Source organism: Haematospirillum sp. H4485, assembly GCF_012102745.1.
Classification (GTDB): Bacteria; Pseudomonadota; Alphaproteobacteria; order Rhodospirillales; family Rhodospirillaceae; genus Haematospirillum.
On sequence record NZ_JAAVSY010000005.1, the window covers coordinates 109,627 to 133,465 of the forward strand.

General features: G+C 59.0%; 23 protein-coding genes. 10 read left to right on the forward strand and 13 right to left on the reverse strand.

Annotation, left to right across the window (positions count from 1 at the left end):
* Positions 1 to 88: 88 nt before the first annotated feature.
* The gene (locus HEQ61_RS05725) at positions 89 to 2,095 is read left to right on the forward strand and encodes a methyl-accepting chemotaxis protein (protein ID WP_168020321.1); all 2,007 of its coding nucleotides are present in this window, start codon (positions 89 to 91) and stop codon (positions 2,093 to 2,095) included.
* 7 nt (positions 2,096 to 2,102) lie between these two features.
* On the opposite strand, the gene panC is transcribed toward HEQ61_RS05725, so the two are convergent.
* The 11 genes from panC to ccoN all read right to left on the reverse strand — a co-directional run bounded on the left by panC (position 2,103) and on the right by ccoN (position 13,032).
* Positions 2,103 to 2,954, reverse strand: a complete 852-nt coding sequence (gene panC / locus HEQ61_RS05730; protein WP_245183149.1) for a pantoate--beta-alanine ligase — start codon at positions 2,952 to 2,954, stop codon at positions 2,103 to 2,105.
* Between the two features lie 23 nt (positions 2,955 to 2,977).
* A complete protein-coding gene (panB, locus tag HEQ61_RS05735) occupies positions 2,978 to 3,832 on the reverse strand; it encodes a 3-methyl-2-oxobutanoate hydroxymethyltransferase (protein ID WP_168020323.1) in 855 nt (284 codons plus the stop codon).
* A gap of 140 nt (positions 3,833 to 3,972) precedes the next feature.
* Positions 3,973 to 4,710 carry a Crp/Fnr family transcriptional regulator gene (locus HEQ61_RS05740; RefSeq protein ID WP_168020324.1) on the reverse strand — a complete coding sequence of 246 codons (738 nt, stop codon included), beginning with the start codon at positions 4,708 to 4,710 and terminating at the stop codon, positions 3,973 to 3,975.
* Positions 4,710 to 4,922 (reverse strand): cbb3-type cytochrome oxidase assembly protein CcoS, encoded by a 213-nt coding sequence (gene ccoS, locus HEQ61_RS05745; protein WP_168020325.1) that lies wholly within the window; start codon positions 4,920 to 4,922, stop codon positions 4,710 to 4,712. Before ccoS ends, HEQ61_RS05740 begins: the two co-directional genes overlap by 1 nt.
* Positions 4,923 to 4,946: 24 nt before the next feature.
* Positions 4,947 to 7,361 (reverse strand): heavy metal translocating P-type ATPase metal-binding domain-containing protein, encoded by a 2,415-nt coding sequence (locus HEQ61_RS05750; protein ID WP_168020326.1) that lies wholly within the window; start codon positions 7,359 to 7,361, stop codon positions 4,947 to 4,949.
* Positions 7,362 to 7,394: 33 nt separating this feature from the next.
* Positions 7,395 to 7,907, reverse strand: coding sequence for a FixH family protein (locus HEQ61_RS05755; protein ID WP_168020327.1), 513 nt, complete (start codon positions 7,905 to 7,907; stop codon positions 7,395 to 7,397).
* Between the two features lie 41 nt (positions 7,908 to 7,948).
* Complete coding sequence (gene ccoG, locus HEQ61_RS05760) at positions 7,949 to 9,424, reverse strand: cytochrome c oxidase accessory protein CcoG (protein WP_168020328.1); 1,476 nt, start codon at positions 9,422 to 9,424, stop codon at positions 7,949 to 7,951.
* Positions 9,425 to 9,718: 294 nt separating this feature from the next.
* Positions 9,719 to 10,606 (reverse strand): cytochrome-c oxidase, cbb3-type subunit III, encoded by an 888-nt coding sequence (ccoP, locus tag HEQ61_RS05765; RefSeq protein WP_168020329.1) that lies wholly within the window; start codon positions 10,604 to 10,606, stop codon positions 9,719 to 9,721.
* Positions 10,590 to 10,775 (reverse strand): cbb3-type cytochrome oxidase subunit 3, encoded by a 186-nt coding sequence (locus HEQ61_RS05770; RefSeq protein ID WP_066134330.1) that lies wholly within the window; start codon positions 10,773 to 10,775, stop codon positions 10,590 to 10,592. Before HEQ61_RS05770 ends, ccoP begins: the two co-directional genes overlap by 17 nt.
* A 9-nt stretch (positions 10,776 to 10,784) precedes the next feature.
* Positions 10,785 to 11,531, reverse strand: a complete 747-nt coding sequence (gene ccoO, locus HEQ61_RS05775; protein ID WP_168020330.1) for a cytochrome-c oxidase, cbb3-type subunit II — start codon at positions 11,529 to 11,531, stop codon at positions 10,785 to 10,787.
* A 16-nt stretch (positions 11,532 to 11,547) separates the two neighbouring features.
* Entirely contained in the window at positions 11,548 to 13,032 is a 1,485-nt protein-coding gene (ccoN, locus tag HEQ61_RS05780; protein WP_066136607.1) for a cytochrome-c oxidase, cbb3-type subunit I, read from the reverse strand.
* Positions 13,033 to 13,735: 703 nt separating this feature from the next.
* On the opposite strand from ccoN, the gene rpmH reads away from it, so the two are divergent.
* From rpmH to HEQ61_RS05810, 6 genes are all read left to right on the forward strand, one after another.
* On the forward strand, positions 13,736 to 13,870 hold the full coding sequence (gene rpmH / locus HEQ61_RS05785) for a 50S ribosomal protein L34 (RefSeq protein WP_168020331.1): 135 nt from the start codon (positions 13,736 to 13,738) through the stop codon (positions 13,868 to 13,870).
* Between the two features lie 19 nt (positions 13,871 to 13,889).
* Positions 13,890 to 14,477, forward strand: coding sequence for a ribonuclease P protein component (gene rnpA, locus HEQ61_RS05790; RefSeq protein WP_168020332.1), 588 nt, complete (start codon positions 13,890 to 13,892; stop codon positions 14,475 to 14,477).
* Positions 14,474 to 14,734 carry a membrane protein insertion efficiency factor YidD gene (gene yidD, locus HEQ61_RS05795; RefSeq protein ID WP_168020333.1) on the forward strand — a complete coding sequence of 87 codons (261 nt, stop codon included), beginning with the start codon at positions 14,474 to 14,476 and terminating at the stop codon, positions 14,732 to 14,734. The genes rnpA and yidD overlap by 4 nt, the downstream gene beginning before the upstream one ends.
* Positions 14,735 to 14,770: 36 nt before the next feature.
* Entirely contained in the window at positions 14,771 to 16,477 is a 1,707-nt protein-coding gene (gene yidC / locus HEQ61_RS05800; RefSeq protein WP_168020334.1) for a membrane protein insertase YidC, read from the forward strand.
* Between the two features lie 33 nt (positions 16,478 to 16,510).
* Positions 16,511 to 17,158 carry a ribosome biogenesis GTP-binding protein YihA/YsxC gene (yihA, locus tag HEQ61_RS05805; RefSeq protein ID WP_168020335.1) on the forward strand — a complete coding sequence of 216 codons (648 nt, stop codon included), beginning with the start codon at positions 16,511 to 16,513 and terminating at the stop codon, positions 17,156 to 17,158.
* Positions 17,159 to 17,231: 73 nt separating this feature from the next.
* Complete coding sequence (locus HEQ61_RS05810) at positions 17,232 to 17,951, forward strand: pyrimidine 5'-nucleotidase (RefSeq protein ID WP_168020336.1); 720 nt, start codon at positions 17,232 to 17,234, stop codon at positions 17,949 to 17,951.
* 9 nt (positions 17,952 to 17,960) lie between these two features.
* On the opposite strand, the gene HEQ61_RS05815 is transcribed toward HEQ61_RS05810, so the two are convergent.
* The gene (locus tag HEQ61_RS05815; RefSeq protein ID WP_168020337.1) at positions 17,961 to 19,040 is read right to left on the reverse strand and encodes a hypothetical protein; all 1,080 of its coding nucleotides are present in this window, start codon (positions 19,038 to 19,040) and stop codon (positions 17,961 to 17,963) included.
* A gap of 177 nt (positions 19,041 to 19,217) precedes the next feature.
* The gene (locus HEQ61_RS05820; protein ID WP_168020338.1) at positions 19,218 to 20,990 is read right to left on the reverse strand and encodes a diguanylate cyclase; all 1,773 of its coding nucleotides are present in this window, start codon (positions 20,988 to 20,990) and stop codon (positions 19,218 to 19,220) included.
* A 189-nt stretch (positions 20,991 to 21,179) separates the two neighbouring features.
* Here HEQ61_RS05820 and dapD point away from each other — a divergent pair, with 189 nt between their 5' ends.
* Genes dapD through HEQ61_RS05835 form a run of 3 tightly spaced genes read left to right on the forward strand, consistent with a single transcriptional unit; the run spans position 21,180 to position 23,822 of the window.
* On the forward strand, positions 21,180 to 22,034 hold the full coding sequence (gene dapD / locus HEQ61_RS05825; RefSeq protein ID WP_168020339.1) for a 2,3,4,5-tetrahydropyridine-2,6-dicarboxylate N-succinyltransferase: 855 nt from the start codon (positions 21,180 to 21,182) through the stop codon (positions 22,032 to 22,034).
* Positions 22,027 to 23,247: a succinyl-diaminopimelate desuccinylase gene (gene dapE / locus HEQ61_RS05830; RefSeq protein WP_322099203.1), complete on the forward strand. Its 1,221-nt coding sequence runs from the start codon at positions 22,027 to 22,029 to the stop codon at positions 23,245 to 23,247. Before dapD ends, dapE begins: the two co-directional genes overlap by 8 nt.
* Positions 23,244 to 23,822 carry a hypothetical protein gene (locus HEQ61_RS05835; protein ID WP_168020340.1) on the forward strand — a complete coding sequence of 193 codons (579 nt, stop codon included), beginning with the start codon at positions 23,244 to 23,246 and terminating at the stop codon, positions 23,820 to 23,822. Before dapE ends, HEQ61_RS05835 begins: the two co-directional genes overlap by 4 nt.
* Positions 23,823 to 23,839 lie beyond the last annotated feature (17 nt).

Sequence of the window (23,839 nt, forward strand, 5' to 3'; positions counted from 1 at the left end):
GAACGACACGGATAGCGGACAGCCCCGGCCAAACGGGCTATGATGTCCGGCGACAGGGGCACTGTTCTGTCGCCGTGGGGGAGTGGGAATGCCTGCCGTCCTGAAAATCCATGCCCGACTGATGGTCGGGTTTGCTGTTGTGCTGGTCCTGTTTATGGTTGTGGCCGCAGGATCAGTGTGGATGTTCAAGGATGTCGGGCGCCACGTTACAATTATATCCGGTGCCTCAACCAAGGCGGTGGCCGCCGTGGCCCTGGACCGCCAGATCATGGCCTTCGACAACCTGGTCACATCTTACTCCCGCTATCCGGATGAGAAAGGCCGGGCCGAAATCCTGTCCCAGAACAGTGTCCTGGACCAGAAGGTGGCCGAGCTGTGGATACAGGCCGAGAAAACCCCCGCAGCCGGTGCTGTGGATGAGCTTGCGACAACACTGCAAGCCTATCGTGCCGTTCTGACACCTGCCCTCGATCTGGTACTGCGGCGGGTAACACTGATCGCCGGCACACTGACCCCCCTGTCCGAGCAAATTCTCCAACAGGCCCGGGATGTCCGCACCCGCGCTGCCCGCCGTGGAGATACCACAACCGTCGAACTTGCCGGCCGCATGGCCGAACACGTCCTTCTGGCCCGGCAGGCTGTGGATGACTATCTCCTGACACGCAATGTGGAACGCTTTGGAACCGCATGGGAACAGCTGTTCGTGGTCGAGGAAGTCATGGCTGCCGTCCCCGAGGTACGAACCGCAGCGAATAAACCCTATGAACAATATCAAGACAGCCTGAACGAGCTGTCCGGCGTGGTCAGCGAGCTTCTGGTTCTGGAAGAGCAGCTTCACACAATCGGGGAGGCCATCACCTCCACCACCGAACGGATCAAGGAGCTGTCCCTGCAGGAAGAAAAACGTATCCAGGAGGATACGCAGGCAGCCATCACAAACAGCCTGAACGGTGCCAGTGTCTTTGTCACTGGCCTGACCCTGGCCAGCCTTGTCGTTGGAATCGGGGCCTCGTTCATGATCGGGCGCAGCATCGCCAATCCCATTCAGGCCATGACACGGACCATGCGCCTTCTGGCCGAAGGCAACAAGGACATCGAGATTCCCGGTATCGACCGGCATGATGAAATTGGTGACATGGCTTCTGCCGTGCAGATCTTTCGCGACAACGCCCGGGAGGTGGAACGGCTGAACCAGGAACGCGCCGCCAGCGCACAGCAGGCCGAAGCCCGGCGCCGGGCCTCCATGCTGGCCCTGGCTGATGACCTGGAACGCAATGTGGCAACGGTTGTGCAAACCATCTCGGATGCAGCCGGCAACATGCATATGGCCGCAGAGGAAATGACCGCCACAGCACGGGATGCCACACATCAGGCCGGGGTTGTACGTGAAACAACGCTGGAAACAGCGACCAATGTGGAAATTGTGGCTTCATCCGCCGAAGAGCTGTCAACATCCATCCGGGAAATCGGGCAGCAGGTTGCCCGCTCCACCACCATTGCATCGCAGGCGGTGGAGCAAGCCCAGCATGCCAATGAACAGGTTGTCAGCCTGCTGGACAGCACCGAACGCATTGGCGAGGTTGTGCGCCTGATCAGCGCGATATCAGAGAAAACAAACCTTCTGGCCCTGAATGCCACTATCGAGGCCGCACGGGCCGGGGACATGGGCAAAGGGTTTGCCGTGGTCGCCAACGAGGTCAAGACACTGGCCAACCAGACCGAACGGGCCACAGCAGAAATTGGCCAGCAGATCCGCTCGGTCCAGGGGGCCACCCGGGATGCCGCAAAAGCCATACAGGCGATATCGGACGTTATCCGCCGGATGAGCGAGATCGCATCGGCTATCTCGGCAGCGATCGAGGAACAAGGGGCCGCAACCCACGAAATTGCCCGCAACACCCAGCAGGCATCCCACAGCACAACCACAGTACGCAACACCATCACGGCTGTAACCGATGCAACCAACAGCACCGGTGAGGCAGCCAACCGCGTTCTTCAGGACTGCACGGAGCTTGTGGAGCACATGCGCGCGCTGTCGGGCACAGTCACTGCGTTCCTGTCATCGGTACGCAGCGACAATACCGGCGGGGCCTGATACCAGATCAGGCATCCCACACACGCACCGTATCAATCAGGCGCGTTTTTCCCAGAAAGACAGCAGCAAACAGACGCAGGAACGGACCGGACTCCCCATCCGGGGGCTGCAAGGTGCGTTCATCACGCACATCCAGGTAATCAATCGGGCCAAAGCCCGCCTGCTCCAACTGACCTGCTGCAACCTCACAGGCCTGTACCGGATCGGCACCTTCACGGATAGACCGGGCTGTCTCACACAGAATCGCATAAAGACGGGGCGCTGTTTGGCGTTCAGCCGGGCCAAGATAAGCATTGCGTGAAGACAGGGCCAGGCCATCAACATCCCGCACCAGTGGTGCGGCTTCGATCGTGACCGGGATATCCAGATCCGTCACCATGCGGCGGATAACCTGCAGCTGCTGGAAATCCTTCTCTCCGAACACGGCGACATCGGGCAGGCACTGCAACAACAGCTTGGTGACCACCGTTGCCACGCCGCGAAAATGCCCGGGCCGCCGGTCGCCACACAGACCGGAAGACACGCCCGATACCTCGACAAAAGTGGAGGCACCGGGGCGGTACATGTCATCAACAGAAGGCATGAACACAACGTGCCCGCCGGCATCGGCAACCCGCACACAATCCTGCTCGGGCTGGCGGGGATAGCGGGTCAAATCCTCTCCCGGGGCGAACTGGGTTGGATTGACAAAGATCGAAACGACTACCCGGTCCGCCTTGCGCCGGGCCAGCCGAACCAGTTCCATGTGGCCAGCATGCAGGGCACCCATCGTCGGGACCAGCCCCACCCGTAACCCGTCAGCCCGCCAGTCGGCCACCTGTGCACGCAGGTCGGCAACAGTATGCACAATGTTCACCATGGCCTGCACAGTCCCGTCCATTATCATTGCTGCCCACTGCTATCATGATCTTGCGCCTTCCCGGCGACGGCAAAGCAATGCTCAGGCCCCGGGAAGACACGCGCCCGAACATCAGCGGCATACCCGGCAACAGCATCGGAAAGCAAGGTCCCAAGCTCGGCATAACGCCGGACAAAACGCGGTGTGAATGTATCAAACAGCCCCAGCATGTCTTCGGTAACCAGAATCTGGCCATCACACGCCACCGAAGCCCCGATGCCAATCACAGGAACCGGAACCTGGCCCGCAATGGTCCGTGCCAGTGGTTCCACCGCAGCCTCCAGCACCACAGAAAACGCCCCCGCTTCGGCAACGGCAAGGGCATCATCCTGGATTTGCCTGGCTTCTTCCCCGGTACGCCCCCGGGCGCGAAAGCCACCAAGCGTATTGCAGGACTGCGGCGTCAGCCCGACGTGCCCCATTACCGGAACGCCCCGTTGAACCAGGAAACGGATAGTCGGTGCCATTTCGGTCCCGCCCTCCAGCTTGACAGCAGCCGCGCCGGTCTCGGCCAGAACACGCGCCGCAGTCCGGAAAGCCTGCTCCGGGCTTTCCTGATAGGTTCCAAAGGGCAGATCCACAACCACGCAGGCACGGCGTGCCGCACCGGCAACAGCGCGGCCATGGGCAATCATGATATCAAGCGAGACCGGCAGGGTGGTTTCCATGCCATACAGGACCATACCCACAGAATCGCCCACCAGCAAAACATCGACATGGGGGTCCAGGTATCGGGCCATCGGGGCCGTATAGGCTGTCAGGCACACCAACGGGGTTCCGCCCTTGCGGGCCATGACAGCGTGGGGGGGCAAACGCTTGGTATCAGCCTGGACGCTCATCCTTGGCTCCATCACAGGGGCAAACAAAACGGGCCGAAACAAAATGAGATGCCCGGCCCGGGATACAAGCCCGTTCTAGCGGTTCAGGGAAAAAGAGAAAAGCGAAAACCCCCCGATAACCGCTGTCGTAAGGGCCACAATCAGCACAAACACCCGCCCGCAGCGATTTGCTCCAGGGCTTGCATGTCCAGGAGGTCAACCTGCGTGTTGCCATTGATAGCGATCAATCCCTCTTTCTTCAGCCCGGTCAGGGTCCGGCTGACGGTTTCAATGGTCAGCCCCAGATAATCAGCAATATCCAGGCGGCTCATAGGGACGGACAACGGCGACGGTACGTCCCCCCTCTGCGTTGCGCGCCGGGAAAGCATCAGCAGAAAATGGGCCACTTTCTCACGGGCACTCATGCGCCCCAACAACAGCATTTGCTCCTGGGCGAAAGACAATTCTGCAATCATGCGATTCAGAAGACGCCGCTCCAGCTCGCGCGAGCCGGCAACGACTGTATCCAGTGACAGAAGGGAAAACCGGCACAAGGTCACGGGGGACAGGGTTTCCGCCGTATACCCGTACAACCCGTTGTGACCGAAACCGAAAAAGTCACCGGGAAAGAGAAAGCCAACAATCTGCCGTCGCCCGTCGATCATCAGCTTGGACAACTTGACCGCCCCGCTGACCAGCGTGAAAATATGGTCAGTTGGGTCGCCTTCACGGAAGACTGTGGCCTGGGCCTCCATTCGCATGTCGTGCCGGATCGCCCGCAGAGCCGATGATGTCTGTGCCAAACCGGCACAAAAAGCACGCTCATCCAGGTCACAACAGGCACAGTCCATCCGCGAACCGGCGGGCACAAAAGCAGAAACAAGTGCAGAAACGGGCATTAAACGGACTCCGGACCACTGGAGCCGGGCCGCACGGGCCGGTCATGCTGCGATTCAGGAGCATCCGCAGACTCATCGTCATCGAAGAGAATACGGCTTGCCGCCCCGTCCAGATCATCGAACTGACCGGAACGCATCGACCACAGGAATGCGGCCAGCCCAAGCAAACCAAGAAACAGGGCAGCGGGGATCAACAGCAAAAGGGAATTCATTGGTCCTGTCCTTCCTGTGGACCGCTACCGTCCCTTTCCCGGCCAACGGGACAGGCGAAGGGCATTGGCGATAACCACAACCGAAGACGAGCTCATGGCAACGGCTGCAACCAAGGGTGTTACATACCCGGCAACGGCCAGCGGGATAGTTACCACATTGTAGGCAAATGCAAGCATGAAATTCTGGCGTACCAAGGTATCAGCAAAACGCGCAACACGCAAAATCTCGACCACTGGCTCCAGTCGTTCCCCCTGGAAGACAACATCCGCAGCATTCTGGCTGATATCGGCAGCCGAAGACGGAGACAACGACACATCCGCGGCGGCCAATGCCGGGGCATCGTTCAGGCCATCACCAACCATCATAACGCGCCGTCCCATAGCTGCCAGCTCCTGCAAACGGGCAACCTTGGCCGCCGGGCTGCAACCGGACTGCCATTGGGTTATCCCCAGAGACGCGGCAACCACGGCAACCGCTTCCGCACGGTCGCCGGACAACAGCTCGATCGCCATTCCCTGTTCCTGCAGGGCAGAAACAACGGCCACCGCATCGGGACGCACCGCATCCGTGAACAGAAAGGACACCGGGTCAGACCCCGGACATGACAGCCAGAGTTCAGGTCCACCATGGGGGGAACGATCGGCAGGCGCATAACAGAATACAGCACTGCCCATGCGGATCTCACCCTCGGCGGTCAGCCGGCGCAACCCGGAACCGGGGATTTCTTCCACCCCGTCCACAAAAGGCCGCATGCAGTGGCGCACAAGGGCACGGGCCAAGGAATGACGGCTGGCACCAGCCAGGGACGCAGCAATACCAAGGGTTCCGTCAGCCTGCCGGGCTTTCAGGTTTTCAGGCTCCAGGACAGGCTGGCCACAGGTCAGGGTTCCGGTCTTGTCGAAGACCACGGTATCCACACCCACGGCGCGTTCCAGGGCGGTCGGGGATTTCAGCAGGATGCCACGCCGCAACAAGCGCCCCGAGGCAATCACCTGCACCACCGGAACCGCCAGGGCCAACGCACAGGGACAGGTGATGATCAACACCGACGCCGCGGTCATCAAACTATCCTGCCACGGTTGGTCGGACAGGCTCATCCAGCCAATAAAAGTCAGGAGCGCGGCCAGATGCACAACCGGGGCATAAAAACGGGCCACCCGGTCCGCCAGCACCACATAGCGCGCGCGCCCCTGCTCTGCCACATCCATCAACCGTGAAATTTCGGCCAGCAGGGTTCCTTCCCCAACCGCTACGGCCTGTAACCGCAGCGGAGCAGTCAGGTTCAGGGTTCCGGCAAAAACCTGTTCGCCGGGGCCAACCGCGCAAGGCATGGTTTCCCCGGACAGCAGGCTGGTTTCCAGCTCCGACTGCCCGGACAGGACAAGGCCATCAACGCCTATCCGCTCGCCCGCAGCCACAAGCACCGTTGATCCTGGTCGCACGGTTTCAGGCAAAACCAAGCTTCGCCGGCCATCCGCGTGTTCCACCGTTACCGGGCGGTTTCCCAGCATGACAAGCTGACCGGCAGCAGAGCGGGCACGCCCACGGGCACGACTGTCCAAGTAGCGCCCGACAAGCAGGAAAAACAACAGGGTTACAGCCGCGTCAAAATAGGCATGGGGCCGACTGTGGGCTGTTTCCCACAGGCTGACGCCGGTTGCCAGCAACACCCCGATGGTAATCGGTACATCCATGTTGGTACGCCCGTGCCGCAGGGCTGACAGGGCCGAACGCAGAAACGGCCGGATACACCAGGCAACCGCCGGAAAGGCAAACAGGGCTGAAAGCCAGTGAAACAGGTCACGGGTCCAGACCCCCATATCCACGCCGGCCCACACTGATACCGAGAACAGCATGATATTGGCACTGGCAAAGCCGGAAATGGCAATCCCGCGCAAAAGCTCGCGCTCGGCGGTGCTGTATTCCGCCTCGACCCGCCGGGGATCATAGGGCAACAGGCGGTACCCGACCTGACAGACAGGATCCAGAAGAACCGGCGCATCCGCAGCCGCCCCCTTCCAGAGAAGGGTCAAACGGCGGGTTGTCATGTTGACACGGGCCGACACCACACCGGTCTGACGCGCCAAAACCGCTTCGATCAGCCAGACACAGGCCGCGCAGTGTATACCCTCGACCATCAGGTGCAGGACACACAGGCCCTCGGGTGTTGTGCCAACCCATGGCGTACAGTCGGGCAGGCCGGGCGCATCCTGGTCCGGACGCAGGGGACGAAGATCAGGGTCAATCTGGCGGCGCTTGTAATAGGCTTCAAGCCCCAGGCCGGACAGCAGTGCAAAAGCGGACTCACAGCCGGCACAGCAGAACGTTGTTCTCCCCTGTGCCGCATCCGGAACCGGCTGGCCACAATGCCGGCAGGCCGCCGCACCACAGCCCCCGGTCCCGGGGCCGGCAGACAGAAGCAGGGTACTTTCAGGCATGGCAACATCCGTTCCGGAAGCAGACAAACAGGTTTATCTCAGGTCAATACGCTCTATCGTGCGCCACTGGACAGAATCACCGCGCCCGGCACTGACCCGCAGCTCCCACAGGCCCGGAAGGGGAAACGCGATATCGCGGGCATAGGTACCGGGCCCGGTCGGCGGCAGCTCCACATGACGGTCAAGCCCTTCCTGGGTCGGACGCCACACAAGGACTGCAACATCCAGCCCATCCAGGGGATGCCCCTCTGCACCGGTAAACGTCATCGTGACACGGGCCGTGCGCCCTCCATCGACAGATCCTACGGACAGGGGCTGCAGGGACAGGCTCCCGTTCCAGCCAAGACGCGCCTGCTCGGCACTGGCGGCAATCTTGTCATTGTAGCCGTTGCGACGGTTGGACGGTTCCCGGGTTTCAAACCCGTTGAAGGTCACGGTAGCCAAGGTCAGCAGAATGGCATTCACCACAAAGACCAGACCAAAGCCACCGACAAAAATCCACGGATACCACCAACCCCGGGGTCGGTTCTGCTGAACGGATGACACACTTCCTCCTGGTCATAAACGCGCTGGCACACACAGGGCGGTCAACGCTGCGGCCCGGCAAACAACGAACCACGGGACGCCGCTTCGCCCGTGTGAAGATTACGCAGGGCAAATGTAACATCGGTCGCCTTGCCCTCAAGAGCCTTTTGCGGGGCCGTGGCATAAACACGGAACGTTGCCACACTGTTGGGTTCAACCTCCAACTGAAGCTCTCCGGCTTCAATATCGGAGCCGACAACCTTCAGGGTCCCACCCTCAACGCCGCGAATGGACACCGCGTACGTATTCTTCTCGGGCCGCTTGTTGAGGATCTTGAGCGTATAGCCGTTGCGTATGCTCCCGTCCGTCAGGGTTACGAACAACGGGCTGCGTTCATGCAGAACCGTTACCTCCAGACGTGACCGGGTTGACACCCCCAGGATCATGACCAGAACCAGCACCGTTATCAAAGCAGCATAGATGATGGTACGTGGGCGAACCAGACGGTGCTTTATTGGCTCACCACGGGCACGGGCCAACTGGCGATTGGTACTGTCGTAGGTGATCAGCCAGCGCGGCAAGTCAAGACGGTCCATCATGGAGTTACAGGCATCAACACAGAGACCGCAGCCAATACAGGCAAGCTGGCTGCCATTGCGGATGTCTATGCCGGTTGGGCAGACCTGGACGCACAAGGTACAATCCACGCAGTGCCCGCGATTTTCAAACGATGTCCCCTTCTTGGCAAATCCACGCGGTTCCCCACGCCATTTTTCGTAGGTCACGATCAGGCTGTCTTCGTCAAACATGGATGCCTGGAAGCGGGGCCACGGGCACATGTAGATGCACACCTGCTCCCGCGCCCATCCAGCCAGCAGGAAACAGAAGCCCGCCACAATCCCCACCGACAGGTAAACACCCCAGCCGGCATCACCAGTCAGGAAGGTTGTTGCCAGTGTCGGAACATCGTTGAAATAAGCGGCCCAACCAAAACCCGTTGCGACCGATATAAGCGCCCAGATTATGACCTTGATGGTCTTGCGGGTAAACTTTCCGACGGTCATTGGACCGCGATCCAGCTTGATCCTGGCGTTACGGTCCCCTTCCAGCCAGCGCTCGACCATAACAAAGATATCGGTGAACACGGTCTGGATGCAGGCAAAGCCACACCACACCCGCCCCAGCAGGGCTGTAGCAAAGAACAGCCCCAAGGCCCCGAGAACCAGAAGACCGGTCAGATAGTAGATTTCCTGGGGCCAGATTTCCAGCCACAGCAAGTAGGCCCGCCGCCCTTCCAGATCCAGAAGAATGGCCTGATCCGGCGCATTGGGACCACGATCCCACCGTAACCAGGGGGTCAGGAAGTAAATGAGCATGAAAGCAACATTGGCCCAGTTCTTGATGCTCCGGAACAAGCCCGGCATATACTTGGGCTGGACCTTTACATGCTCCGCGTACAGGGACACTTTCTCCAGTTTCCCTGTCTTCTCCGTGCGTCCCGATCCGGAAGCATCTGTCTCTTTCTCATTCAATGTCATCGCGTTGCCCAGATTCCTTCAGGCATGAACTCACATTACAGACTCGAGGCGGGAATCCGGACCCGGCCGCACAAGCGCAACGCAGGATGAAACCCGCATCGCCCACATAGCCACCGATCCTGCACAAAGACTGACATTCCCGCATGAATCATAGGCCCGTAAGGACATTTACCAAAGTTTTACACAAACGACCCATGGCTGACCTGCCACACAACCGCCCCGATGCTGTAAAAAGGGCCACCTGCGGATGCAGGCAGCCCCTTGGTCAACACCTCACCCGAAAAAAGGTACAACCTACTGGCCGCCCCCCAGAGAGTGAACGTACACAGTCAACATCTTGATGTCCTCGTCCTTCAGGCGACCGGACCATGCTGGCATAACACCATGCTTTGGCTTGGAAATCTGGGCCTGAAGGCGCTCCATGGTCATTTCCTTGCCCGGCCCGGCATATAACCAGACACGGTTGCCCAGCGGGGGAGCTCCCATCGCCGGATTCCCGTCAGATACAGGATTGGCACCATCAGACGAATGGCAGGCCGCACAGTTCTCGGTATAGATTTTCTGTCCCGGCCCGGCGACCACCTTGCCATTGGACATATCCTTCACGTACGCAGCCACCTGCTTGATTTCATCCGTTGACAGGATGTCACCAAAAGCCAGCATCTGCGACTGCCGGGTCTCGGGGTCACGATCATAGCGGATCCCGTGCAGCAAGGTCTGCTGGATGTCCGCAAGGGTGCCACCCCAGATCCATTCATCATCGGCCAGGGTTGGATAGCCGACAGCACCGGCACCACCCGATTGATGGCAGCCGGCACAGTTGTCCTTGAACAACACACCACCACCGGCAATCGCATAGGCACGCAGCGGCGGGTTGGCATAAATCTCATCGACAGAACCCGCAGCAATGGCCGACCGTTCTTTCTGATGGGCGGCGTGGGCCGCAACCAGATCCGCTTCCACTTCACGGCGGGAACTGTATTCCCAGATACCGGGCAGAAAATCCTTCCCGACCGGGAACGAGGGGTAAACGATCCAGTACCCAATCGACCAGATAACCGTAGCGTAGAACACATACACCCACCATTTCGGGAGAGGTGTATTCAGTTCTGCGATTCCATCCCACTCATGGCCTGTTGTGTAAAGGCCCGAAATCGGGTCTTTCTCAGGGGCGCCCGCCATTGGTCCACTCCTTGTCCTCATCATCCCGCAAGGGAATCATCGCATTGCTGTCAAACCGGTCCCGGTTACGCGGCCAATAGGCATAGGCAACGATTCCCATAAAGAAAACCATCAGCCACACCCCCCAAAACTGCCGGGCAAAATCGGCAATATCCTGCAGCGTTTCCATACAGACCCTCTAGCGGTAGATATTCGCATCCGCCTTGCGGGCAGGATCGAACTGGGTAAAGTCGACCATGGTGCCCAGAACCTGAAGATAGGCAATCAGGGCATCGGCTTTGGTCAGGCGGGTTGGATCCCCGTCAAAGTCGCCGGTCACAGCCTTGGGATAACGCGCCAGAAGCCCTTCATGGTCGGCATCCGGATCAGCCTGGGCCCGGAAATCCTCCACCGCCTTGGCAAGGTCATCCTCGGTATAAGGAACGCCAACAATCCGCAGGGTCTTCAGGTGCGCCGCCGCATCATCAAACGTCAGGTTCTGGCGCGCCAGATGCGGATAACCGGGCATGATTGATTCCGGCACGACATCACGCGGATTGACCAGATGACGCAGGTGCCACTCGTTTGAATACTTTCCACCCAGGCGGGCCAGGTCAGGCCCTGTACGCTTGGACCCCCACTGGAATGGATGGTCATACTGGGACTCCGCGGCCAGGGAATAATGGCCGTAACGCTCTACCTCGTCACGGAAGGGGCGTACCTGCTGCGTATGGCAGTTATAGCACCCTTCGCTCATGTAGATGTTGCGACCCGCAAGTTCCAGCGGTGAGTAGGGACGAACCCCCTGCACCTTCTCGATGGTGGATTCCACGGAAAACAAGGGCACAACCTCGACCAGGCCACCGATGATAACCGTCAGGAAGATGCCGACCAGAAGAACAAGGACGTTTTTCTCGACCTTGCCGTGATGCTTGACAAGACTCATTTCTCTCCCCCCTGTCTCAACGCCGCACGGAGCTTGGCGCCGGAGACAGTTCCGGCATTTCATAAGGGGTTTCCTCGCGGATATCACCCTTGATGGTCCGATACATGTTCCAGGCCATGATCAGGGAACCAATGACAAACAACAGGCCACCGGTTGCACGGATCACATAGTAGGGATGCATCGCCTCTACAGTCTCGACAAAGGAGTACTGCAGGAAGCCAAGTTCATTGTAGGCACGCCACATCAGGCCCTGCATGATCCCGGAGACCCACATGGCAGAAATGTAGAGCACAATACCAATCGTGGCGATCCAGAAATGGTAGGAAACCAGACGCATGCTGTAAAGCGACTTGCGCCCCCACAAGACAGGGATCAGGTAGTACATGGCCCCAAAGGAGACAAACGCCACCCATCCCAATGCCCCGGAATGAACGTGGCCAACCGTCCAGTCGGTAAAGTGTGACAGCGAGTTCACGGCCTTGATGGACATCATCGGTCCTTCAAAGGTTGACATGCCGTAAAACGCCACCGACGTAACAAGGAAGCGCATGACCGGATCCGTCCGCAGTTTGTCCCACGCACCGGACAGGGTCATCATGCCGTTGATCATCCCCCCCCACGAAGGCATCCACAGGATAACCGACATGGTCATGCCCAGGGTCTGGGTCCAGTCCGGCAGGGATGTGTAATGGAGGTGATGCGGGCCGGCCCAGATGTAGAGAAAGATCAGGGCCCAGAAGTGCACAATCGACAGACGATAGGAATAGACCGGGCGCCCGGCACGTTTGGGCATGAAGTAATACATCATCCCCAGGAAGCCGGCTGTCAGGAAGAAACCAACCGCGTTGTGACCATACCACCACTGGATCATGGCCGATTGCACACCGGCGTACAGGGAATAAGACTTCATACCAAGGAAAGAAACCGGCACGGCCAGTCCATTCCCGAGATGCAGCATGGCCACAACAACGATGAAAGCCAGCAGGAACCAGTTGGCAACATAGATGTGCTCTTCCTGGCGCCGGATGACGGTTCCGACAAAGGCCGCCAGATACACCACCCATACAACGGTCAGAAACAGGTCAACAGGCCACTCGGGCTCGGCATACTCCTGCCCTTGGGTATAACCCAGCACATAGGACAGGGCCGCCATCACAATAAAGGCCTGATAGCCCCAGAAAATGATGTTGCCCGTGACATTCCCGCCCCAAAGCCCGGCGCGGCAGGTTCTCTGGACGATGTAAAGGGAACTGCCGATCAGGATATTTCCGCCAAAGGCAAAAATAACAGCCGACGTATGAACCGGACGCAGGCGACCGAACGTCGTCCACTCCAGATCAAGATTCAGTAATGGATACGCCAGCTGCCAGGCAATAAAATCACCAGCACAAAAGCCGACAACACCCCAGAACATCGCCGCGACGACGAACTTGCGGATAACATCCATATTATAGGCGGTGGCTGCCGCCGGAGCGCTGTGCGCCGTGGTCGCCTGGGTCATGACCCCTCCTGTACCGACCAAAACAAATACCCTGTGCAAAGCGTCAGATATCTGACGAAAACCCGTAACCCCGACAACACCACGCAGAAACGCGGCACACTCTCCGCCAGGGCATACAAACACCACACTCCCCTGTTATCCGGCATCCAGACCCGGTACTTCGCCATCCTGGTACGTAATCTCGCCACAAACACGACACATACGGGAAGGCTGCAGGAGGTCTGCAAAAGATGTACACATTCCACCGGACAGATACGGGCGCGCACTATGCCCCGGACATCAGGGTTCCCCATTGATCTATATCAATTCATCAGGAATCTCAATTTTATCCTGTATGCCGGCATGGGCATTGTGCCCACCGGACAAGCTTGCGGCTGCACTACCCTGTACAGAAACCTTCCGCACCTCACCCTCATAACGTCACACTAAACAATCATGCAGTGCCATGAACTCGACTCCGGGAGCCGGGACGTCAAGAGGGCAAGCCGGTGTCCCTATCACGCAAAGAGAGGCAAATTCAGGCCGCAGCTTGCCTTGGCGTAAAAAACAGAACCTTGTGCTACCGGCATTGACTTTTACCCCAGTGTCCCGCTATACAGCCGCTTCTGTTTTGACATTCGGCCCCTGCAGGCCGTTCGCTGTTTGCCGCCGTAAAAAGGCAAGACATCCCGCGATTACACTGATTGACCGGAGTTTTTGTACCGTGAAGCGCACTTATCAACCCAGCAAACTGGTTCGCAAGCGCCGTCATGGCTTCCGCACCCGCATGGCCACCGTTGGCGGACGCAGGGTTCTGTCTGCCCGTCGCGCCAAGGGCCGCAAGCGTCTGAGCGCCTGATCTACGGGGCGTCTGGTCCGTGCGGGCGGCAGCTGACACCTCTGTGGTGGTTAACCGCCTCAAGCGGAGACGCGATTTCCTGCGAGTCGCTGCTGAACGGCGCAAATGGGCCGTGCCTGGCCTGATTGTTCAGGCTGCTGCCATGTCGGACAGGGAAAAAAAAGAAGCCATGCGGCACTCTTCATGCCTGCCGGGCTTTTCCCTGAGTCCGGAAAATTCTGTTACCGAAGGCGCAGAAAGCGATCATACAGACACACCGCTTGGCACAACCAAGGTTTCCTTGGTCCGTGTGGGTTTTACCGTATCCAAGAAAGTTGGAAACGCTGTAGCCCGCAACCGAGCCAGGCGGCGTCTTCGGGCTGTTGTGGATCGTGTCATGGCTGAACATGTCGAACCATGGACAGACTACGTTATTATAGGGCGGGGAGCGACGGTTGACCGTCCCTTCGACCTTCTGGTGGCGGACCTGAAGACAACCTTGGCCCGTGTAGCCAAGATGGCCCCGGGAAGTGCAGCACTGGCGCCCCCCCGCAAGGGCGGTCGAAAGAAGCAGACCCGTACAGAAAAAGCGGCCGCCTCTGGTCCCAACAAGGCAGCAACACAATGATCGTTGCCCGTATCCTGAAGGGACTGATACGGGCCTATCGGCTTGGCATCTCCCCGTTCCTGCCCCCGACATGCCGCTACCTGCCAACCTGCTCTGCGTATGCGTACGAAGCCATAGCGCGGTTCGGTGCCATACGGGGCAGCTGGATGGCCCTGAAACGTATCCTGCGCTGCCACCCGCTGGGGGAAAGCGGATATGACCCCGTGCCAGAGACTCTGGACACACCGCCCAAGTGCGGCCATCTTCACCGCCACTGAATTTTCCGACTGGCACAACACCCGGACTACGTACAGATGCCTGAACAAAAGAACTTCATTCTGGCCATGGTGCTGATGGTGGCAATTCTTGCCGGCTTTGAGTACTTTGCCCCCACGCCGCCGGCTCCTGTTCCGGTCCGGTCGGATGCGACCATCGATACCACACCCGGCCCTGTGGCGGCTGATCCGGGCATTGCGGCGCCAACAGGTCCACGCGACCGGAATGCCGTACTGGCGGAAGGTCAGCGCGTACGCATTGATACACCATCCCTCTCCGGCTCCTTGTCCCTGCATGGCGGGCGTATCGATGACCTGACCCTGAAGGCGTACCGGGAACAGGTGGATCCACACTCCGCAAATATTGTCCTGCTCAACCCCAAGGGATCAGAGCGTCCGCATTATGCCGAGTTTGGTTGGGTATCTGCCAACCCGGCAATCAAGGTACCCGGCCCCGATGCCCACTGGCGGAGCGAGGGGGGAACCCTGACGGAGAACACACCGGTAACCTTGGTATGGAAAAATGATCAGGGGCTGGTCTTCCGGCGTGTTGTCAGCGTGGACCCTGATTTTCTGTTCACGATTACCGACAGCGTCGAGAATACGGGCCCGGATGCCCTGACACTTTATCCCTACGGGCTGGTTTCCCGTGGCTATACGCCCCGCACAGAAGGATTTTACATCCTGCATGAAGGTCCCCTGGGCGTGCTGGACGGAACGCTGAAGGAGATCACGTACCAGGATCTCCGCGATGAGCGTCATGTTGACTATCAGTCGACCGGTGGCTGGATCGGAATTACCGACAAATACTGGCTGACAGCCATTGACCTGCCCAAAGGCGATGTGAACAAGGCACGTTTTGTCTATACCGGCGATGGGCATGACCGTTATCAGAGTGATTTCCTAGGTTCAGCCCGTACAGTAGCCCCCGGGGAAACAATCACAACGGTGACTGACTTCTTTGCCGGAGCCAAGAAGGTGGATCTTCTGGATCGTTATGCCCGTGAAAAAGGCATCGACCGGTTTGATCTTGCCATTGATTTTGGCTGGTTCTACTTCCTGACCAAGCCGTTTTTCATCGCCATCCAGTTCCTTTACGGGTTCCTTGGCAATTTCGGGCTGGCCATTCTTGCCTTTACGGTTGCCCTGCGGCTTGTGCTGTATCCGTTGGCCAACAAGTCCTACAAGGCCATGAACCGGATGAAAATACTGCAGCCCAAGGTCAAGGAACTGCAGGAGCGGTTCCAGGACGACCGTGTGCGGATGCAGCAGGAAATGATGGCCCTGTACCGGGACGAGAAAGTCAATCCGCTGGCTGGGTGCCTGCCGATCCTGATCCAGATTCCGATCTTTTTTGCCCTGTACAAGGTGCTGTTTGTTGCGCTGGAAATGCGTCACGCTCCCTTCTATGGCTTCATTACAGATCTGTCTGCACCGGATCCGACCAACCTGTTCACCCTGTTTGGCCTGATCCCGTGGAACGCACCGTCATTCCTGCACCTGGGAATCCTGCCCATCATCATGGGGATCACCATGTGGTTCCAGCAGAAGCTGAATCCTGCGCCGGCTGACCCGGTCCAGGCCAAGGTCATGATGTTCCTGCCGGTTCTTTTCACCTTCATGCTGGCCGGGTTCCCTGCTGGTCTGGTGATTTACTGGGCTTGGAACAATATCCTGTCCATTGCCCAGCAGTGGTCAATCATGCGCCGCCATGACGAGGCTCCCGCCCATGCAGGCCGGACATGATCGTGGCTCGACACCAAAGCGGGGGACAAACCCTTGCGTGATGCCGACAAGCCTTTTGACGACGCGGACCTGGAGAAGGGGCGCCTTCTCTTCTCCAGACCGTGCCGCTTCATGCTGGGGGTGGTATCTCTGGACAAGCTGCCGGAAGCCACCTTGCCTGAAGTCTGCATGGCCGGCCGGTCGAATGTAGGGAAATCAAGCCTGATCAACGCGCTGACCGGAACCCGCGCCTTGGCCCGCACGTCCGACACACCGGGCCGGACCCAGGAGGTCAACTTTTTCTCCCTCGATGACCGTCTGTTACTGGCTGATCTGCCCGGCTACGGGTATGCACGGGCCCCGCAGGATCAGGTGAAAAAGTGGACCCGCTTGGTGAAGTCCTACCTGCGTGGCCGTCCGAACCTGCGCCGCGTGTTTCTTCTGGTGGACAGCCGTCACGGTCTGAAGGACAGCGACCGGGAGATCATGTCCATGCTGGATACGGCCGCGGTCAACTACCAGATTGTTCTAACCAAAACAGACAAGCTGCGCGGCGATGCACTGGAATCTGTAATGGCGAAGACGCAACAGGAGCTGGCAAAACATGGGGCATCCCACCCGCTGATCCTGTGTACCAGCTCGACACGTTCGGAAGGGCTTGACCATGTCCGGGCCGAAATTGCCGCCATTGCCGATAACTGACAGCAAGGTCACCAGCTCTCTGTCTTCCCGTCACAATCTACACAGTCGTTAACAAGAAGGGGGCCTCGGGCCAATGCATCAGCATGCTGAAAAGCTTCTGCAGCATCCGGTTGACCATGTAACGACCTGGCTGTTCGACCTGGACAACACCCTCTACCCGGGTACCAGCAGCCTGTTCCCCCAAGTAGAAGCCCGTATCCGTCATTTTGTGGCCCGGCATCTGAATCTGGATGAAGATGCCGCCCGCATTCTGCAGAAGCAGTACTACCACACATACGGAACAACCATGTGCGGCCTGATGGTTGAGCATGGCGTCGATCAACACACATTCCTCGATTATGTGCATGATATTGATCACTCGGCCCTGGTGCCTGATCCAGCGCTGAGAAGAGTACTTCTACAGCTGCCGGGTCGGCGGCTGATCTTTACGAACGGATCAGGAAAACATGCGCGGGCCGTTCTGAAAGCCCTGGATCTGGAGCAGGTCTTTGAAGGGGTTTTCGATATTCATGCCGCAGAGTACTGCCCCAAACCCAACCCGCAAACCTATCACCGGATGACAGCCGCATTCGGGCTTGACCCCAAGACAACGGCTTTCTTTGAGGACAGCCCGCAGAATCTGGAAACAGCGGCGGCCATGGGCATGACAACCGTTCTGGTACACTGTGGCCCTGAAGTACCCCCACTGGCCCTGTTCCCGGAACAGGCACTGTCAGCGTACTGCCATCATATGACGGATCATCTGACCACATGGCTGGAAGCGGCCCTGCACAGCCTGAGCCGGAATCAGTAACCCCGCTTGTCAGGGGATTTCGATCTCGTCCTTGGGAATCCATCCGTTCCCTTGGGCAGACAGAATAAGCCGCCAACTGTTTACGTGTTCCAGCAGTGTCGCCCGGTGAGGACCCTTGGCAATATTCTCCAGCACCGGACAGGTGGTGTCCGGACAGCTGCGAAGCCCAACCCGATCGCGGATACGGATGCTTTCCAGACGCGGCGCCTTGATGGACCCGGGACGAAGAACAGGCGCAAAGGGCCCGGCAGACGATGGATTCCCGCCAGGCTGGAGGATCATCGGAAAGTTACCCTGTAGACGGTGCGCCACGACCCCGCCACGCAGGGCCAGAGCGCCCAGCGCTGCATCAGGACAACGCGGCAGGGCTGCTGCCGGCAGCCGGGCCACCCATCCGGCACTTCCCAGATTGGCATGGACAAATCGGGCAACCGAAGGGGTTGGTTCGCCGACCCCGGTGGTGGCCACAACCTTTCCACACACGGTCACCAGAACATGGCTGTAACGGATACCAATCGCCGGATCACCGGCCCACCCGGACAGGAACAAGGTTGCATCAGGCGCAACGGCCCCCCCGGGATCAGCGGGCTGCCCATTGATCAAAACGCGTTCCAGATACCCGGCTTCTCCGGGGCCGATGGTCCATTCCGATACCGCATACTGGCTGGCTGGGGCCAGAATGCCGGTCAGGAGTCCTTCACCCTGTCCGGATACACTGCTGCGGGGAACCGACACTGCCGACGATGTGTCCCCCTGATTCATCGGAACAGCCCCGACAACAACAATTTGTTCATCCGCAGGCAACAGACTGCTTTCATCCAGAACGCCGGTTATTCCGGACCAGACCCTGTCACGCAGGGATGTCAGGTCTTTCAAGGCCCGCCTGGACAGATAGAAGGTAAAGTCGTACCAGAACATCTCGGCCACGGCGGCAGCTTCCTTGCTGACCTGGGCAACCATCTGGTCAACGGGCATATCTTTCTGATGCGGAAGACCGCCGGGACGGCGGATGATCTCCAGCAAACCGACAGCTGCCACTGCTCCCAGAAGCAAGGCCGAAAAGGCCGTAAGGAAAAGGACACGTACCAATCGTCAGTCTCCTGTTCGCGGGGATAGACCTGTGGCGCTCCCCACATCCGGCCATGGCCGGCGGAACACGTGCGTCCTATCGGTCTGCCATCACAACGACCGGGGCGTCAATGCACATGCGATTCCGTTGTCTGGAGAGATCATAAACAACCCGATACAACGGGATACTGTCATACTCTAGCCGCGGGGACGGCGCATGGTGGGACCAGCGGAAAGTGTTTGGTCTGCCACGGCATATCCCCCTTTCCCGGAATGTTTGACCTTGTACATGGCATGATCCGCACGGACCATCAGATCGGCCAACGTCTCAACACCACCGGGAAGATGAACCGCGATACCAATAGACAGGCCCAGCGGGAAATCGGGACTACCGGACAGGGGAACCAGTTCGCGTGCAGACATCTCCATCAACAGGTGCGCCTTGTCGACAGCCACTTTCTGGGTTGCACCTTCCAGCCAGATGGCAAACTCGTCCCCTCCCAGCCGGGCCACAAGGTCGGTTGGACGTGTACTGCCAACCAGCATATCACGCACGGTCAACAAAGCCGCATCACCAGCGGCATGACCGTACACATCATTTACCCTCTTGAAGTTATCAAGATCGGCAAACAAAAGAGCCGCAGACAAATTGTCACGCGCCAGCCGGTTATGCCGCCGCTCCATCTCTTCCATAAAGGCACGACGGTTGAACAACCCGGTCAGGCTGTCTGTTCGCGACAGGCGCAGAATATTTTCGTGTGCATCAATCTGTTCGTTGGCAACACCAATCTGGTCTGCAAGATCCGCCAGAAGGACACGATCGTCTTCGCACCATGAATCATGGGACTGGTCGCGGAACAGGACAACAGCCCCGTTGATCCTTTTGTGATAACGACATACCGAGGCGAGAGCATCGTAGCCTTCAACCTGCTCCTGGCAGACCAGCGACCCTGGACCAATCCGTTCCAACATCATGCGGGCCAGATTCTCGTCCGCCACACCAAAAGAGGCCCCGGGGATCATGGCCTCACGCAGGATCCTGGCTGGATCAGTCTCCGCCTCCCCCCCGACCGATGGCAAGAGCGACAACGGGGCCCGGCGGAAAATATGGCAGGAAACCGCCCCCATGCCCCGGGCCATCGTTTCAGCCGCAACATGCAGGACATTGGCCGGTATCACCTCGTCACGGAACGTACTGACGATATGGTTGAAAATCTGTTCCCGCTGGCGGGCCCGCTCCTGCTGTTCATCGCGTTCCTGCTCGCAGGTGATATCACGGCAAATACCACGCGCCCCACCCCACTGCCCATCATCGGCAAAGACCGGACGGGCAGACACATTCACACAGGCACGCCCGCCGTCTGCACGACGCATCCAGATCACGACATTGGCGACACTGCTGCGGGTTACAAAGGGGAAGTCGGCCTCTGGGTCCAGCACGAAATCAGCCATGGACCGGCCAATCAAGGATGCAGCAGGGTACCCCAATGCCCCGCGGGGACTGACAAAGACAAGGCGCCCGTCAACGCCCGTTTCCCAGGCAAAATCCGACGAAATTTCCACCAGGTCCTTGTAACGCTGACGACCGGTCGCCAGGGCAACGCGCAAACCCTGGTTCAGGGTAACAGCACGGGCAAGCACCAGAACCGTTGCCCCATCTCCCGGCAATGCTGCCAAGTCATAGGCATGGAAACCACTCGGGGTATCAATCTGGACTGATCCGAAGCACGACGTGCCATGAGCCTGAACGATCGAAACCAGGGCGAGAATATCGGGTTCAGTATCAGCGCTACTGGACAACGGACATTCCGCAGAAGAAACCGAGATCAATCTGCGGTCCGGGCCATAAATCAGGACAGGCCCCGGCCAGAGAGCCGCCAGACGGGCAGACAGCCCCCCTCCTCCCGCGGACCCGGAACCGGACAATCCGCGGGGATTACCCGATGCATCCCTGTGCTCCCTGTCGTCCAAAACAGTCCCCGGACTGGCCCTGGTCGGGCTGATATACGCTGCCCGACGATGGTGTTCCTGTCACAGGAGCAGGTCAACAAAGCCCCCCCCGGTATGTGGCCATCCGTACAGGCGGTTGACGACAGAGCCACGACGGGTATGCTCCCCGGACCTGACAAGACCGACCATTGTTTCAAGGATCCGGCCCCGATGAGCACCGCCACACTTCAGACATCCCTGCAATCTGTCATTGATTCTGCCTGGGACATGCGTGACACCCTGTCACCGGCCACAACAGGCGCCATCCGCGAGGCTGTCTGCACCGCCCTGGACGAGCTGGATAACGGGACCCTGCGCGTGGCCGAAAAGCACAATGGCCAATGGGTTGTCAATGCGTGGCTGAAAAAGGCTGTCCTGCTGTCATTCCGTCTGGATCCCATGGTTGCCATTTCCGGTGCTCCCGGCGGGGCGTCGTGGTGGGACAAGGTTCCATCCAAATTCAATGCCTGGAACGAGGACGCCTTTACCAACGCCGGCTTCCGGGCGGTGCCGGGGTGCGTGGTCCGTCACTCTGCCTATATCGCCCCGGGGGTTGTCCTGATGCCCAGTTTTGTCAATGTCGGGGCACGGGTTGACAGCGGTTCCATGATCGACACCTGGGCAACGGTCGGTTCATGCGCGCAGATTGGAAAGAATGTCCATATCTCGGGCGGGGCTGGTATTGGCGGTGTTCTGGAACCCCTGCAAGCCGGACCTGTGATCATCGAAGACAACTGCTTTATCGGGGCACGCTCTGAAGTTGCCGAGGGTGTCATTGTCGAAGAAGGTGCCGTGCTGTCGATGGGGGTCTTCATCGGTGCGTCCACCAAGATTATTGATCGTGGAACCGGAGAGATTTTCATGGGCCGCGTTCCGGCCGGCTCTGTGGTTGTACCCGGAACCCTGCCGGGCAAACCCCTGCCGGACGGAACACCCGGACCCGGGCTTGCCTGTGCCGTGATCGTCAAGCGCGTGGACGCCAAAACCCGTTCCAAGGTTTCTATCAACGAGCTGCTCCGTGACTGATCCTGATCTTGCACCACAGGGAGTCAGCAGCATACAGGACCTGTGCGATCCCCTGCCCTTGGCGCAGGCCCTGTTGCGCTGCCCTTCCGTAACCCCGGATGACGCAGGGGCCCTGCACGCCCTGCAGCAGGTTCTGGAACGCATCGGCTTCACATGTACACGCCTGGTATTCTCTGAACCGGGCACACCGGATGTTGCCAACTTGTATGCCCGCCTGGGCACCCGTGGACCTCATTTCTGCTTTGCCGGACATACCGATGTTGTGCCGGCTTCGCCATCATCGGGCTGGAGCCATGCCCCCTTCGGCGGAGAGGTCGTGGACGGCGTTCTGTACGGGCGTGGCGCCGCAGACATGAAGGGAGCTATTGCCGCATTTGTTGCAGCGGTAACTCGCTTGCTGGAGCAAGGGCATCCTGCTGGCTCCATCAGCTTTCTGATCACCGGAGACGAAGAAGGCCCGGCGATTAATGGCACCCGGAAGCTTCTGGACTGGGTCTCACAGCATGACACAGCGCCAGACATGTGCCTGGTCGGGGAACCCACAAACCCTGATGCCCTGGGGGACATGATCAAGATCGGGCGGCGGGGCAGCCTGTCCGGTACACTGACCGTGCATGGAACGCAGGGACATGTGGCCTATCCGCACCGGGCCGACAACCCCCTGCCCCGGATGCTTGCACTGCTCCAGGCCCTGACAGAAACACCCCTGGACGAAGGCACGGCAGACTTCCAGCCTTCCAACCTGGAACTGACCTCCATTGATACCGGCAATACGGCAGACAATGTGATTCCGGGGCAGGTACGGGTTGTTTTCAATGTTCGTTTCAACACCTGCTATACAGCCCACTCCCTGGAAGCGGAGATCCGATCACGGCTGGCCAGGGCCTGCCCGGACCCGACACGCTATTCCCTGGAAACAGTCTGCAGTGGCGAACCGTTCCTGACGCCACAGGGTGAACTGTCTGCCCTGTTGATGGAAGCCATATCCACTCTGACAGGCCGTATGCCTGAACTCTCCACATCCGGGGGAACATCGGATGCCCGCTTCATCCGCCATCTGTGCCCCGTGGCGGAGTTCGGTCTGGTTGGACGCTCCATGCACAAGGTTGATGAACATTGCCGGGTCGATGATCTGGAAACACTGACCCAAATTTATCATCGGGTGCTGTCGCGCTTTTTCCAGATCCGTTGTCAGGCGGCAGGTACACCGTGAAACAGGAAACCGATCTCTACCGGGGTATGGTTCTGGTTCGCTCCATCTTGCGCATGGATCCACGCTGCGCTGATGATGTTGACGACAGCCCGCAGGGATTCTGGGCCTCGCTGCGGCTGGGGGCCATGGTCTTTCCGGTCTACCTGATACAAATGCTGGCAAGCCAGGCGCAGGACCCTGCGGCAACCAACAGTGAGCCTGTCTTCTGGCTTGTGTTTCAGGCCCTGTTGTATGCGCTGGGGTGGCTTGTCTTTCCGGTCATCATGGATCCTGTAACCCGCATTCTGGGGTGCCATGAGCGGTGGCAACGCTACATTATCAGCTTCAACTGGCTCCACCTGCCATTGGCAGCCGTTCTTCTGCCCATTGTCTTGCTGAGTACAGTCGGTGGAATGCCCATGCAGGCACTGGCACTGCCCGTGTTGATGGCTGCTGTCGCTTTTATGGGATATCACGGGTTTGTCGCACGTCGGATGCTGGGTGTGGATACAATAACCGCCGTTGGGCTGGTTATCCTGGAGCTTCTGGTTTCCCTTATGGTCAACAACGGGATTCCGACCGCTCTTGGCTATTGAATGCATCCACAACCAAC

What these genes read in the sequence shown, in the direction of transcription:
- yidD (WP_168020333.1), top strand. Translation starts at nt 14,474, where the DNA reads ATGATCGTTGCCCGTATCCTGAAGGGACTGATACGGGCCTATCGGCTT.
- panC (WP_245183149.1), bottom strand. Translation starts at nt 2,954, where the DNA reads ATGGTGAACATTGTGCATACTGTTGCCGACCTGCGTGCACAGGTGGCC.
- ccoO (WP_168020330.1), bottom strand. Translation starts at nt 11,531, where the DNA reads ATGAGTCTTGTCAAGCATCACGGCAAGGTCGAGAAAAACGTCCTTGTT.
- dapD (WP_168020339.1), top strand. Translation starts at nt 21,180, where the DNA reads ATGAGCACCGCCACACTTCAGACATCCCTGCAATCTGTCATTGATTCT.
- HEQ61_RS05810 (WP_168020336.1), top strand. Translation starts at nt 17,232, where the DNA reads ATGCATCAGCATGCTGAAAAGCTTCTGCAGCATCCGGTTGACCATGTA.
- ccoS (WP_168020325.1), bottom strand. Translation starts at nt 4,922, where the DNA reads ATGAATTCCCTTTTGCTGTTGATCCCCGCTGCCCTGTTTCTTGGTTTG.
- ccoP (WP_168020329.1), bottom strand. Translation starts at nt 10,606, where the DNA reads ATGGCGGGCGCCCCTGAGAAAGACCCGATTTCGGGCCTTTACACAACA.
- HEQ61_RS05740 (WP_168020324.1), bottom strand. Translation starts at nt 4,710, where the DNA reads ATGCCCGTTTCTGCACTTGTTTCTGCTTTTGTGCCCGCCGGTTCGCGG.
- panB (WP_168020323.1), bottom strand. Translation starts at nt 3,832, where the DNA reads ATGAGCGTCCAGGCTGATACCAAGCGTTTGCCCCCCCACGCTGTCATG.
- HEQ61_RS05750 (WP_168020326.1), bottom strand. Translation starts at nt 7,361, where the DNA reads ATGCCTGAAAGTACCCTGCTTCTGTCTGCCGGCCCCGGGACCGGGGGC.
- ccoG (WP_168020328.1), bottom strand. Translation starts at nt 9,424, where the DNA reads ATGACATTGAATGAGAAAGAGACAGATGCTTCCGGATCGGGACGCACG.
- yidC (WP_168020334.1), top strand. Translation starts at nt 14,771, where the DNA reads ATGCCTGAACAAAAGAACTTCATTCTGGCCATGGTGCTGATGGTGGCA.
- HEQ61_RS05770 (WP_066134330.1), bottom strand. Translation starts at nt 10,775, where the DNA reads ATGGAAACGCTGCAGGATATTGCCGATTTTGCCCGGCAGTTTTGGGGG.
- ccoN (WP_066136607.1), bottom strand. Translation starts at nt 13,032, where the DNA reads ATGACCCAGGCGACCACGGCGCACAGCGCTCCGGCGGCAGCCACCGCC.
- HEQ61_RS05725 (WP_168020321.1), top strand. Translation starts at nt 89, where the DNA reads ATGCCTGCCGTCCTGAAAATCCATGCCCGACTGATGGTCGGGTTTGCT.